Annotated in this window: 8 protein-coding genes; 6 read left to right on the top strand and 2 right to left on the bottom strand. The window is 64.2% G+C overall.

The genetic code is table 11. The features are described 5' to 3' along the window. A partial coding sequence (locus AC22G6_RS01940) for a phosphomethylpyrimidine synthase ThiC (protein ID WP_487365386.1) occupies positions 1-322 on the top strand: 322 nt, incomplete at its 5' end. 155 nt (positions 323-477) lie between these two features. Here the strand turns inward: AC22G6_RS01940 and AC22G6_RS01935 are convergent. Next, on the bottom strand, positions 478-2,415 hold the full coding sequence (locus tag AC22G6_RS01935) for a sigma-54-dependent Fis family transcriptional regulator (RefSeq protein WP_487365385.1): 1,938 nt from the start codon (positions 2,413-2,415) through the stop codon (positions 478-480). Between the two features lie 487 nt (positions 2,416-2,902). Here AC22G6_RS01935 and AC22G6_RS01930 point away from each other — a divergent pair, with 487 nt between their 5' ends. From AC22G6_RS01930 to AC22G6_RS01910, 5 genes are all read left to right on the top strand, one after another. Further along, complete coding sequence (locus AC22G6_RS01930) at positions 2,903-5,050, top strand: hydantoinase/oxoprolinase family protein (RefSeq protein ID WP_487365384.1); 2,148 nt, start codon at positions 2,903-2,905, stop codon at positions 5,048-5,050. Between the two features lie 11 nt (positions 5,051-5,061). Beyond that, entirely contained in the window at positions 5,062-7,386 is a 2,325-nt protein-coding gene (locus AC22G6_RS01925) for a hydantoinase B/oxoprolinase family protein (RefSeq protein WP_487365383.1), read from the top strand. Between the two features lie 39 nt (positions 7,387-7,425). Then, positions 7,426-7,932, top strand: coding sequence for an acetone carboxylase subunit gamma (locus AC22G6_RS01920; protein ID WP_108950702.1), 507 nt, complete (start codon positions 7,426-7,428; stop codon positions 7,930-7,932). Positions 7,933-8,009: 77 nt separating this feature from the next. After that, the gene (locus AC22G6_RS01915) at positions 8,010-9,404 is read left to right on the top strand and encodes a 3-oxoacid CoA-transferase (RefSeq protein ID WP_487365382.1); all 1,395 of its coding nucleotides are present in this window, start codon (positions 8,010-8,012) and stop codon (positions 9,402-9,404) included. 335 nt (positions 9,405-9,739) lie between these two features. After that, the gene (locus AC22G6_RS01910; RefSeq protein WP_487365381.1) at positions 9,740-13,012 is read left to right on the top strand and encodes a DEAD/DEAH box helicase; all 3,273 of its coding nucleotides are present in this window, start codon (positions 9,740-9,742) and stop codon (positions 13,010-13,012) included. 82 nt (positions 13,013-13,094) lie between these two features. Here the strand turns inward: AC22G6_RS01910 and AC22G6_RS01905 are convergent, their stop codons facing one another. After that, positions 13,095-13,751, bottom strand: a complete 657-nt coding sequence (locus AC22G6_RS01905) for a YiaD family glycine zipper/OmpA-like lipoprotein (protein WP_108950699.1) — start codon at positions 13,749-13,751, stop codon at positions 13,095-13,097. Positions 13,752-13,864: the final 113 nt, after the last annotated feature.

The following is a 13,864-nucleotide window of genomic DNA, read 5'->3' as shown; positions in this document are numbered from 1 at the left end:
AGGTCATCCGGGCTCGCAGATCCGCGACAATGCGCTGTCGAAGGCGCGATTCGAGTTCCGCTGGGAAGACCAGTTCAACCTTGGTCTCGACCCCGACAAGGCCAAGGAATTCCACGACGAGACCCTGCCCAAGGATTCCGCCAAGGTCGCGCACTTCTGTTCGATGTGTGGCCCCCACTTCTGCTCGATGAAGATCACCCAGGACGTGCGCGACTTCGCGGCCCAGCAGGGCATCAGCGAAATCGACGCGCTGAAGAAGGGCATGGAAGTGAAAGCGGTGGAATTCGTGAAGAGTGGCGCCGAGGTCTATCGGAACGTGTAAGGCACGGGCTGCCACCGGCAGCTGACAGCAGCACACGAGCGGGCCCGATGCGGCCCGCTCTTTTTTTGCCTAGTCGTTTGCCCGGCACATCTGCCGCCGCCAACGGGCAGACGGGCATGCCGCAGCCGCTTGCCGGGGCGTGGGCGAGCCCCGCCTCAGTGCCGATGCGCCAGCCCGTCGGCTCGCCCGCGCAAGACGCCCAGTTTGACGTACAGGGTACTGCGCGAAATACCGAGCGCCCTTGCGGCCTGTGAGATGTTCCCCTTGGCATTGGACACGGCCGAAAGAATCGCCTGTTGCTCCAGATCCTCCAGGCGCGCGCCATTCAGCCCCGCAGCAGGCAAGGCCGCCGGCGATGCTGCTTCCCGTCCGGCCGAAACCAGCTCTTCAGGCAATACGCTGCGGTCGATCAGGCCGTTGTCACTCAGCGCGAACAGCCCCTCGAACACGTTCTGCAACTCGCGGACGTTCCCGGGCCAGGGGTAATGCAACAAGGCGTCGACAACATCCGGCGTGATGCGCTTGGCCGGACAGGCATACTTCTGTGCCAGGCGCGCGTTCAGATGATCAACGATGCGGCTGATGTCGTCCGGCCGCTCGCGCAACGCGGGAAGGCGAATGCTTGTCACGCACAGGCGATGAAACAGGTCTTCACGGAAGCGTCCCGCCGCAACCTCACCACGCAGATCACGGTTGGTGGCCGCAATGATCCGGACGCTCACGCGACGCTCGCGCGTGTCGCCGAGACGCACCACGACGCCATCCTGCAGGACGCGCAGCAGATGGGGCTGCATGTCGAGCGGCATCTCACCAATCTCATCGAGAAACAGCACCCCGCCATCAGCGAGCTCGAATTTTCCCGGCAAGCCATTGCGACGCGCACCGGTGAAAGCACCCTCGACGTAGCCGAACAACTCACTGGCGAGCAGCTCGCGGGTCAGGGCACCACAGTTCACCGCAACAAACGGCGCGTCGGGCTTCACGCCCGCCTTATGGATCGCCCGCGCAAACACCTCCTTGCCAACCCCGGTTTCGCCGAGCAGCATGACCGGCAGATCCAGGGGCGCCAGACGTTGCGCACGGGCCTTCGCGGCCACCAGGGCATCCGATACGCCGATGATCTCGGCGAATGGATCGGCCTTTGGGCATGTAGCCGGTTCGCGCACCTCGCGCGCAGCCGCACTCGGTGTCTGCTCACCCGCACCATGACTGAGCGGGATGATGAGCATGGTCCCCAGCTCGCCGCTCGGGGTGCGAACGACTTGCAGCCACTCCCTGTTCAGCCAGAGCGGCATACGGATCGCGCGCTCGTCGGGCGAATGTTCGAGGTCGAGCGCATCGACCTGGCCCCCGGTGATGGACGGCAACTGCACACCGTATTGCTCGCGTGCGAGGTGCTGCCGCCCATTGCTCTTGAGCAACCTTCCGCGACGGTCGAACACCATGACGCAGTCGCCGCCATAGCGCACAAAGCTGTCCATCGAATGTTCAAGCAGTCGGGCGTGGAGATCGCGTTCGCGGCTCGCAAGTACGGCCTCGATCTGCTTTGCAGCGGCCATGACCAAGCCTAGGCTGTGCCCGTGAAAGGTCTCCTTCACCCCCGACACGTCGACCACGCCCAGCAAGGCCGTGCCGGTCAGGTCGAGTATGGGTGCAGCCGCGCAAGTCCAGCGTTTGACGTCGAGACAGTAGTGTTCGCTGGCGTAGATCTGCACGGGCTTCAGCGCAGCAATCGCCGTGCCGATGGCGTTGGTGCCCATCACGTTCTCAACCCAGCGCCCGCCCTGCGCCAGATTGACCGCCTCACCCGCATTGCGCGCCCGGGTATCGCCATGAAGATCGATGATGGTGCCGCTGGGGTCGGTCAGCATGATGATGCTGCCCGACTCGTGCAGAACCTCCTTCATCGCATCCAGCACCGGACGTGCGGCCTCGTGTAGCGAACGGTGCCTCTCCCGCAGCGCCCTGATCCATGCCTCGTCTGCAGTCGGAGCGCGCCCCCGCGAGGGGTCGACCGCTTCGGACCGGCAGCGTCGCCATGATTCAAGAACGACATCGCGCACAGGCGCATTCACGAGCGGATCGTCATTCACGAAGCGCTCCCAGGAGTCGGCTACTGCGCTTTCATTACCTGCACGTGGAATCATGGGATGTGATGAATGCATCTTCAGCGTGTGATGGCCCCATCGTCAATGCGGGATTCGGATCTGGTTAAAACTAATACCTCCACATCAGCACGTCAAGAAAATATCCAATGTTATCAATAATCTGTGCACCGCAGCATGCGTACTCCGAACTGTCTGAAGTCTGGACAGAAGTGTCTGACTGTCCGGAATCCGGACACTCCAGCACGCACCTCGGCACCGCGCCCGTGCACCATAAAAATATTTAACCCGTTGATTTGTTTTTCTATTGACGAGCTCCCCGTCATTTCCGGGCGCACCTGGAACAGCCCTTGCGATGTCTGGCACAGGGGAACACCCCGGGGGCGACTGAGATGCCTTGCCGGCGAATCGAATCACCAGGCAAGGGCCGTCGGCAAAAGTCTCAAAGCCCGACACATCAATGACAGGAGGCGACATGCAAGTTCAGGACTCAACCGTACAGGTGATGGGCATCGATGCCGGTGGCACGATGACTGACACCTTCTTCGTTCGCGCCGATGGGCGCTTTGTGGTGGGCAAGGCCCAGAGCAACCCGGGGGACGAATCGCTGGCCATCTTCAACTCGTCCGAAGACGCCCTGGCCCACTGGAACCGCACGGTGGACGATGTCTATCCGGAGCTTGCGACCTGCGTCTACTCCGGCACCGCGATGCTCAACCGCATCCTGATGCGCAAGGGGCTCGACGTCGGCCTGATCTGCAACCGCGGCTTCGAACAGATCCACTCCATGGGCCGGGCCCTGCAAAGCTACCTCGGCTACGCGCTGGAAGACCGCATCCACCTCAACACGCACCGCTACGACGAGCCTCTGGTACCTGTCTCCCGCACCCGCGGCGTCACCGAGCGCACCGACGTGCAGGGCAAGATCGTCATTCCGCTGCGTGAGGAAGAAGTCCGTCAGGCCACACGCGAACTGGTTGAGGCCGGCTCCCAGGCCATCGTGATCTGTCTGCTGCAGTCGCACAAGAACGAGATCAGCGAACAGCGCGCACGCGACCTTGCCAAGGACGAGCTGCAGAAGCTCAAGGTGGACATTCCGGTCTTCGCCTCGGTGGATTACTACCCTTCGCGCAAGGAAAGCCACCGCATGAACACCACCATTCTGGAAGCTTACGGCGCCGAACCCTCGCGCCAGACGCTGAAGAAGGTGAGCGACCGCTTCAAGAAGCATGGCGCCAAGTTCGACCTGCGGGTGATGGCCACGCATGGCGGCACGATCAGCTGGAAGGCCAAGGAGCTGGCCCGCACCATCGTGTCCGGCCCGATCGGCGGCGTCATCGGCTCCAAGCTGCTGGGCGAGTACCTCGGTGACGAGAACATTGCCTGCTCCGACATCGGCGGCACGAGCTTCGACGTGGCGCTGATCACCAAGGGCAATTTCGCCATCAAGTCCGATCCCGACATGGCCCGCCTGGTGCTGTCGCTGCCGCTGGTCGCCATGGACTCGGTCGGTGCCGGCGCCGGCAGCTTCGTGCGTCTCGACCCCTACAGCAAATCGATCAAGCTCGGGCCCGACAGCGCCGGCTATCGCGTCGGTACCTGCTGGGCCGACAGCGGGCTGGATACGGTATCGGTGTCCGACTGCCACGTCGTACTTGGCTACCTCAACCCCGAGAACTTCCTCGGCGGTGCGATCAAGCTCGACGTACAGCGTGCCCGCGACCACATCAAGGCGCAGATTGCCGACCCGCTCGGCCTGTCGGTCGAAGATGCGGCAGCCGGCGTCATCGAACTGCTCGACCTCACCCTGTCCGAGTACCTGCGCGCCAACATCAGCGCCAAGGGCTACAACCCGGCCGAGTTCACCTGCTTCTCCTACGGCGGTGCCGGCCCGGTGCACACCTACGGCTATACCGAGGGCGTCGGATTCAAGGATGTCGTGGTGCCCGCCTGGGCCGCCGGCTTCTCGGCCTTCGGTTGCGCCTGCGCCGACTTCGAGTACCGCTACGACAAATCGGTGGACCTCGGCGTGGCGCAGTTCGCAAGCGATGCGGAGAAGGCTGCAGCCTGCGCCAGCCTGCAGGACGCCTGGGGCGAACTGGCGGTCAAGGTCATCGAGGAGTTCGTGATCAACGGCTACAAGGCCGAAGACGTGATGCTGATCCCCGGCTACAAGATGCAGTACATGGGCCAGCTCAACGACCTCGAGATCGTCTCCCCGGTCACCAGCGCAGCCACCGCAGATGACTGGAACAAGATCATCGAGACCTTCGAGACCACCTACGGTCGCGTCTATGCCAACTCCGCGCGCTCGCCTGAACTGGGCTTCTCCATCACCGGCGCGATTCTGCGCGGCATGGTCATGACGCAGAAGCCGGTGCTTCCGGAAGACCCGGATGCCGGCCCCACTCCGCCGCAGGAGGCCTATCTCGGCACCCGCCCCTTCTACCGCCACAAGAAGTGGGTCGAAGCATCACTGTGGAAGATGGAGTCGCTCAAGGCCGGTAACTACATCATGGGCCCCGCCATCATCGAATCCGATGCCACGACCTTCGTCGTGCCCGACGGCTTCGAAACGACGATCGACAAGCATCGCCTGTTCCACCTCAAAGAAGTCAAGTAAGGAGACAGATCATGAATATGATGAGCCACAAGGAAATCGGTGTCGGCAACCTGCTCAAGAGCGGCCTGACGCTCAAGCAGAACCGCGACGCAATCATTGCCCGCACCAAGGAGACCGGCTACTACGACGGTCTGGAGAAGCTCGAGCTGCGCGACAGCGACCCGATCGGCTACGAGAAGCTGTTCTCCAAGCTGCGCGGCGGCCTGGTCCACGCCCGTGAAACCGCCAAGAAGATCGCTGCCAGCCCGATCGTCGAGCAGGAAGGCGAGCTCTGCTTCACGCTGTACAACGCCGCCGGCGACTGCATCCTGACCTCGACCGGCATCATCATCCACGTCGGGACGATGGGCGCCGCGATCAAGTACATGATCGAGAACAACTGGGAAGCCAACCCCACGATCAACCCCGGCGACATGTTCACCACCAATGACTGCGCCATCGGCAACGTGCACCCCTGCGACATCGCCACCATCGTGCCGATCTTCTGGGAAGGCAAGCTGATCGGCTGGGTGGGCGGCGTCACCCACGTCATCGACACCGGCGCGGTCACACCGGGCTCGATGTCCACCGGCCAGACCCAGCGCTTCGGTGACGGCTACATGATCACCTGCCGCAAGACCGGTGTGAATGACGAGCCGCTGCGCGACTGGCTGCATGAATCGCAGCGTTCGGTGCGCACGCCCAAGTACTGGATCCTCGACGAAAAGACCCGCATCGCCGGCTGCCACATGATCCGCGAGCTGGTCGAAGACGTGATCCGTGCCGACGGACTCGACGCCTACGAGAAGTTCTCGCAGGAGGTCATCGAGGAGGGACGCCGCGGGCTGATGAGCCGCGTCAAGGCGATGACGCTGCCGGGCAAGTATCGCAAGGTGTCCTTTGTCGACGTGCCTTTCAACCACGACGACGTTCAGGTCTCCAACGCCTTCGCCAAGCTCGACTCGATCATGCACTCGCCCTGCGAGATGACGATCAAGCCGGACGGCAAGTGGCGCCTCGACTTCGAGGGCGCGAGCCGCTGGGGCTGGCACACCTTCAATGCCCACCAGGTGGCCTTCACCTCGGGCATCTGGGTGATGATGTGTCAGACCCTGGTACCGACCCAGCGCATCAATGACGGCGCCTACTACGCCACCGAGTTCCACCTGCCCAAGGGCACCTGGTGCAACCCTGACGACCGCCGCACCGGCCATGCCTACGCCTGGCACTTCCTGGTCTCGGGCTGGGCGGCACTGTGGCGCGGCCTCGGCCAGTCCTACTTCAGCCGCGGCTATCTGGAAGAGGTCAATGCCGGCAACGCCAACACCTCCAACTGGCTGCAGGGCGGCGGCATCAACCAGGACGGCGAGATCCACGCGGTCAACAGCTTCGAAGCCTCGTCCTGCGGCACCGGTGCCTGCGCCATCAAGGACGGCCTGAACCACGCCGCCGCGATCTGGAACCCCGAAGGCGACATGGGCGACATCGAGATCTGGGAAATGGCCGAGCCATTGCTCTACCTCGGACGCAACGTCAAGGCCAACTCCGGTGGCTATGGCAAGTACCGCGGCGGTTGCGGCTTCGAGACCTTGCGCATGGTGTGGAACGCCCAGGACTGGACGATGTTCTTCATGGGCAACGGCTACATGAACAGCGACTGGGGCATGATGGGCGGCTACCCCTCGGCCACCGGCTACCGTTTCGAAGCGCACAAGACCGGGCTCGAGCAGCGCATCACCGTCGGCGACTCCCTGCCGCTGGGTGGCGATATCGATCCGAGCAATCCGGATTACGAGCGTCACATCGATGCCACCGCGGTGGTCAAGCGCGACAAGCAGTGCGTCACCACCGAGGACTGCTACGACAACCACGACCTTTACCTCAACTACCTGCGCGGCGGCCCCGGCTTTGGCGATCCGATCGATCGCGAACCCAAGGCCATCGAGAGCGACCTCAACCAGAAGTTCCTGCTCCCCGAGTACGCACGGAAGGTGTATGGCGCGGTGTTCTCGCAGGATGCCAAGGGCGTGTTCACGGTCGATGCCGCCGCGACCCAGGCGCGCCGTGCCGAGATGCGCAAGGAACGCCTTGCACGTGCCTTGCCGACCCGCGAGTGGATGAAGGAAGAGCGCGAACGCATCCTCAACAAGCATGCGTCGGTGCAGGTGCAGCACATGTTCGCCACCAGCTTTGCACTGTCGGAGAAGTTCACCCGCCAGTTCAAGGACTTCTGGACCCTGCCGTCCGACTGGCAGTTGCTGGAAGACGAACTCGATGTGCCGACCTACGGCTCCAAGCATCGCATGGACCTCTCACTGATGCCGGACGTCAAGACCGTTGTCCAGGTCGAAGAGTGACCTCCCAGGCAAACGACCAAGATAATCAAGGAGCAATCAATGTCTACCTACACGAATGAACAGGTTTCGCACCTGGTCGACGGCTCGCTGGACTGGGAAACCACTTTCCGCATGCTGTCCATGCCCAAGGACAACAGCCGCTTCAAGCAGTACGTCGATGCCTTGCAGAAAAAGGTCACGTTCAAGGATCGCATCGTCCTGCCGCTCGGCCCGCACATGTACATCGTGCAGTCCGCAAAGAGCAAGAAGTGGCTCATCAAGTGTGACTGCGGTCACGAGTTCTGCGACTACCGCGAGAACTGGAAGATGCATGCCTCGATCTACGTGCGCGACACCGAAGAGGCGATGACCGAGGTGTATCCCAGGCTGATGGCGCCCGACACGCAGTGGCAGGTCTATCGCGAGTACTACTGCCCGACCTGCGGCACGATGCACGACGTCGAAGCGCCCACCCCCTGGTATCCGGTGATCCACGACTTCGAGCCGGATATCGAGTCCTTCTACAAGGACTGGATCGGCATGCCGGTGCCGGAACGCGCTGACTGAGCGCTGTTCCGCGCGGGGCAGGCCACGGCCTGCCCCTTTTTTTGCCAGAGACAGGATCTGAGGGGAGTCGAAAAGAAATGAACAAGGTGTACACGGATGGCGCAGCAGCCCTCGACGGACTGCTGTTCGATGGCATGACCCTGGCGTCGGGCGGCTTCGGCCTGTGCGGCATACCGGAGAATCTCATTGACGCGGTGCTGCAGGCCGGCACCCGCGAACTGACCATCGTCGGCAACAATGCCGGCGTCGATGATTTCGGCATGGGGCGGCTGCTCAAGACGCGCCAGGTGAAGAAGGTGGTCGCGTCCTACGTGGGCGAGAACAAGGAGTTCGAACGTCAGGTGCTCGCCGGCGAACTGGAACTCGAACTCGTTCCCCAGGGCACGCTGGCCGAACGCCTGCGCGCAGGCGGAGCCGGCATCCCGGGCTTCTACACCCGCACCGCCTACGGCACGCTCCTCGCAAAAGACAAGGAAACACGTTCCTTCGAAGGACGCGAATACGTGCTCGAACCCGCGATCCAAGCCGACGTCTCCATCGTCAAGGCATGGAAGGGCGATCGCGCAGGCAACCTGGTCTTCCGTAAAACCGCACGCAACTTCAACCCGATGATCGCCACCTGCGGTCGCATCACCGTCGCCGAGGTCGAAGAGCTGGTCGAGCCGGGGGTGCTGGATGCGGACCAGATCCATACCCCGGGCATCTATGTCGACCGCATCATCCAGGGGCGCGACTACGAGAAGCGCATCGAATTCCGCACCACGGCCGGCGCCGCCGCACCCGGCAAGCACGACCCTGTACGCGACCGCATGGCACAGCGCGCCGCCCAGGAGTTGCGTAACGGTTTCTACGTCAACCTCGGCATCGGCATCCCGACCCTGGTCGCCAACTACATCCCGGACGGCATGCAGGTGACGCTGCAGTCGGAGAACGGCCTGCTCGGCATCGGCCCCTTTCCCACCGCCGAGGCGCTGGACCCCGACCTGATCAACGCCGGCAAGCAGACCATCACCAGCCTGCCGGGCAGCAGCTTCTTCTCCAGCGCAGACTCCTTCGCGATGATTCGCGGCGGGCATGTAGACCTTTCCATTCTGGGCGGGCTCGAAGTGTCGGAAAACGGCGACCTGGCCAACTGGATGGTACCGGGCAAGATGGTCAAGGGTCCCGGCGGCGCAATGGACCTGGTCTCCGGCGTCGGTCGGGTGATCGTGCTGATGGAACACACGGCGCGGGACGGCTCGCCCAAGATCCTGCCCCAGTGCAGTCTGCCGCTGACCGGAAAAGGCGTGGTGGACATGATCATCACCGACTTGTGCGTCTTCCTCGTCAATCAGGCAGGCGGACTGACGCTGACCGAACTGCATCCGGGCGTGACACTCGATGAAGTGCGGGCCAGGACCGGCTGCGGGTTCGCGGTACAGACCGCACCCGCATGGCGTCTCTCCCCCGACCTGATGGCCTGCAACGACTGAACCGCCAGGGTCAGAACGCATCGGACCCGCGCCCGATCGCTCTGACCCGGCGCACCGCGCCCCCCATCCCATCCGGGCAGCCCCCGCACAAACGCTGCGGGCACGGAGCCCCCCTCAAGCCACCCTCTTCGCTGCATGCGCGCCTGTCTTTCGGGCCAGGAACAGGCGCCGACACCCCGCGCCTGCGCCGCTGCAGACTCCATCGCGGGCAAATCAGCACAGCAATCACACGGCGCGGCGCCATTTACGGGTAAACTTCCGCCTTTCGCCAACGTGTCCCGGACACCTTCGACTGCCGTGCAGCCCAACCTGTCCCGCTCCCCGCAAACCGCCGCATGACCGTGTTCGATACTTTCTCTGAAGCCGACATCATCACCTGGCTCGGACAGCGCGAACTGGACAAGGGGCGCGCCTGCCTGCGTGCGACGAGCAACCTGCAGCTTGAGGGCGACCTGCTTTCGGCACAGGTTCAGGGCTCTGCGCGTCAGCCCTACCGTGTGGCGATCCGGTTCAACCCTCACCCGCTGGCCGCACGCGCCTTGCAGTCCACCTGCAGCTGCCCTGTGGGCGGCAGTTGCAAACACGTCGCGGCCACCCTGCTGGCGTGGCTGAACCGCCGCCAGGACCCGAATCGTCCGCGCGAACAGGTGCTGGCCTGGGTTGAGGCCTTCCGCGCCGCAGCCGGGGTGCCCTCTGCCCCGACCGAGCGACAGGCATCGACCACCCACGGCCTGCGCTACCTGGTCCGCTTTGACCCCGAAACCCGCCAGTACGCACTGAACTGCTTCAAGGTCAGACTGGACCGCCAGGGCCAGATCCGCAGTTCGGAGAACTGGAGCAACTACGAGCGGGCGCTCGATGCACCACCCTCGTTCATCGACGACACGGATCTCGACATCCTGCGCCTGCTGTGGGCCCAGCGCCCGCGCGGCCCGCTTTTCGACAACCCGCTGCCGCTCGCCGGGCGCAACTCGCAGGCGCTGGTCGAGGCACTGGTCGAAAGCGGGCGATGCCACTTCGAAGACCTCATGAACCCGGCACTGAAGCCGGGCGCTGCCCGCCCCGGCCGCCTCGAATGGCTGACCACCACGGATGGCCGGCGTGCGCCTGCCCTGCGCGTCGAACCGCAAGCCGAACTGGTCATGCCCCTGGTGCCGCCCTGGTACGTGGAGCGCAAGACCAACGAAGCCGGGCTCATCACGCTCGACGCAGCGCCCGAGCAGATCGTCCGCCTGCTCTTGCTGCCCCCGCTCACCCCGTCAGAATCCGAACTCGTCGCCGACACCCTGCGCGAAGTCGCGCCCGAACTCCCCGGGCCGGCCAGCAGCGATGCCCCCGCGGTACGCGTCGGCGGCCCCGCCATCCCGGTGCTGCGCATTGGCACCGTCGATGTGGCGGGCGTGAATTTTCGCAGCTATCCGCGCTACGGCCTGGAGCACTTCGATTACGCAACCCTGGCTTTCCGCTACGGCGAACTCACCATCGACGCGCATGACAGCGCACTGCTGCACGCGCTGCCGGACGGCCGCACCGCCCGCCTCGAGCGTGATGCCGACGTCGAGGCCGCCGCAGCACGCCGCCTGGTCCGCAGCGGTCTGGCCAAGGTCCCGCCAGGCAAGGTTCATGGTGGCTACGACCTTGTGCCCGCGCACATGCTCGGGCTCTCGGACGAAGACGAGTGGGCACAGTTCACCGCCAACGAGCTGCCGCAACTGCGGGCCGAAGGCTGGATCATCGAGATGCCGGCGGACTTCCGTCATCACGCAGTCGATATCGACGCGCTGATCCTCGACGTCGACGAAGCCGAGAGCGGCTGGCTCGACATTTCGCCGGGAATCGAGGTCGATGGCCGCCCGGTCGCGCTGGCGCCCTTGCTAACGACGCTGTTCGCGCAGGACGGACGCTGGCTGTCGGGGGCGCTGGACCAGATCGGCGACGACGAATCCATCTTCCTGCACCACGAGGAACTCGGCCGGCTGCGCATTCCGGCCCGCCGCCTCAAGCCGCTGGTGCGCGCACTGGTCGACCTCTTCGACAGCCCCGGCGAGCCCATGCGCCTGCCCGCTTTCGATGCCGGACGACTGGCCGAACTCGAACTTCCCGGTCGCGGCGCCGACACCCTGCTCGCGCTGTCGGCACGCATGCGCAACGCCGAAGGCATCAAGAGCGTACGCGCACCGCGAGGCTTCAAGGCCGAGCTGCGCCCCTACCAGCTCGAAGGCCTGGCGTGGCTGCAGCATCTCGTGCGACACGACCTCGCGGGCATTCTTGCCGACGACATGGGCCTGGGCAAGACGGCGCAGGCACTCGCCCACCTGCTTACCGAAAAACAGGCCGGCCGCCTCGACCAGCCCGCCCTGGTCATCCTGCCGACCTCGCTGGTGTTCAACTGGCAGGCCGAGGCCAAACGCTTTGCACCCCGGCTCAAGGTGCTGAACCTGCACGGCGCCGATCGTCACGCACGTTTCGACGAGCTCGACGGCGTCGACGTTGCGCTCACAACCTATCCCTTGCTGTGGCGCGACGCCGAGGCGCTGCAGGCCCGCGAATGGAGCCTGCTGATCCTCGACGAGGCACAGACGGTCAAGAATGCAGCAAGCAAGGGCGCACAGGTCATTCGCCAGATCCGCGCCCGGCACCGGCTTGGCCTCACCGGCACGCCGCTGGAGAACCACCTCGGCGAGCTGTGGGCGCAGTTCGACTTCCTGCTGCCAGGCTTTCTCGGCGACCTCAAGCAGTTCACCCGCATCTGGCGTACGCCGATCGAAAAGCACGGTGACACCGTGCGCCGCGACCTCCTCGCCGCCCGCCTGAAGCCTTTCATCCTGCGCCGGCGCAAGGAAGACGTCGCCACTGAACTGCCGCCCAAGACCATCATCGTGCGCAGCGTCGCCTTTGAAGGCGCACAGCGCGATCTGTACGAGACCGTGCGTGCGGCGATGAACGAAAAGATTCGCGGCGAGATTGCCAGCAAGGGCTTCGCCCGCAGCCAGATCGTGATCCTCGACGCCTTGCTGAAACTGCGTCAGGTCTGCTGCGATCCCCGCCTGCTCAAGTCCCCGGCCGCATCGCGCGTCACCGAGCGGGCGAAGCTCGACATGCTGATGGACATGCTGCCCGAACTCATCGATGAGGGACGGCGGATTCTGGTGTTCTCGCAGTTCACCCAGATGCTGTCGCTGATCGCAGCCGAGCTCGACGAGGCACAGATCGGCTGGGTCAGCCTCACCGGCGACACCCGCGACCGTCGCATTCCGGTGGAAGACTTCCAGCAGGGCCGCGCGCCGGTGTTTCTGATCAGCCTCAAGGCCGGCGGCGTCGGCCTCAACCTGACCGCGGCCGACACCGTGATCCATTACGATCCGTGGTGGAACCCCGCCGCCGAAAACCAGGCCACCGACCGTGCCCACCGCATCGGGCAGGACAAGCCGGTGTTCGTGTTCAAGCTCATCTGTGCCGGCAGCATCGAGGAACGCATCCTCGCCCTGCAGGACAAGAAAGCCGCGCTGGCAGCCGGCGTGCTGTCGGAAGATGGCAACGCGCTCGCCAAGTTTGGCGAATCCGACATCGCCGCCCTGCTCGCGCCACTGCCGGCGGTCAAGGGCTAGGCCAAGGCAGCACCCAGCAAAAAGGGCCCGCCCGCAGCGACTGCGGACGGGCCCTTTGCCATTCGGTCAGACCGGTGCCTGTTTACTTCGCAGGCTCGGCGATGAAGATCTCGACTCGGCGGTTCATCGCGCGACCCGCCGCAGTGCTGTTGTCAGCCACCGGTTCGCGCGAACCGCGGCCGTCGATGGTGATGCGATTCGGCGCCACGCCGCGCGCCGTCAGATAGTCACGTGTCGCGGCCGCACGATTGATCGACAGAGGGTTATTCACCGCATCCGAGCCCGTGCTGTCGGTATGGCCGACGATGGTCACCGTGGTCACCGTGTACTGGGTGAGATTGGAAGCCAGCCGGTCGAGCACAGGACGCAGATTGGGCTTGATGTCGTAGCGACCGGTATCGAAGGAGATGTCGCTCGGGATATCAAGCTTGAGCCGGTTATCCGATGTCTGCATCACACCGACGCCGGTTCCCTGGCTCGCCTGCTCCATGGCCGCTTTCTGCTCCTGCATGCGCTGCGACCACAGGTAGCCACCGCCCGCACCGATCGCGGCACCCGCCGCTGCACCGATGGCAGTCGCCTCTCCGCGATTGCCCTTGCCCGAAGTTGCTGCCCCAAGCACAGCGCCGGCCACAGCACCGATGGCCGCACCGGTACCCGTGTCACGCTGGGTTTCATTCATCCCTGCGCACCCACTGACAAGTGCCACGCAAACAACGGAAGAAATAATGGTCTTCATGGTGATCGAGCCTCCTTTCTTGTTGGCGGATGGTTATTGGACCACGATTCATGCCCAACAATTCTGCAGTCTTGCACACCGGAGCACACAGACCGGAATGCAACAAAGCGTTA

It is taken from the genome of Parazoarcus sp. PS-13 R2A, assembly GCF_057621855.1.
Note: the sequence above shows the minus strand (reverse complement) of the source record. Positions and strands in the feature narration are given on the sequence as shown.

Bases quoted from the DNA above. Each gene is read 5' to 3' on its own strand.
- AC22G6_RS01925 (WP_487365383.1), top strand. From the start codon at position 5,062: ATGAATATGATGAGCCACAAGGAAATCGGTGTCGGCAACCTGCTCAAG.
- AC22G6_RS01905 (WP_108950699.1), bottom strand. From the start codon at position 13,751: ATGAAGACCATTATTTCTTCCGTTGTTTGCGTGGCACTTGTCAGTGGG.
- AC22G6_RS01920 (WP_108950702.1), top strand. From the start codon at position 7,426: ATGTCTACCTACACGAATGAACAGGTTTCGCACCTGGTCGACGGCTCG.
- AC22G6_RS01910 (WP_487365381.1), top strand. From the start codon at position 9,740: ATGACCGTGTTCGATACTTTCTCTGAAGCCGACATCATCACCTGGCTC.
- AC22G6_RS01930 (WP_487365384.1), top strand. From the start codon at position 2,903: ATGCAAGTTCAGGACTCAACCGTACAGGTGATGGGCATCGATGCCGGT.
- AC22G6_RS01915 (WP_487365382.1), top strand. From the start codon at position 8,010: ATGAACAAGGTGTACACGGATGGCGCAGCAGCCCTCGACGGACTGCTG.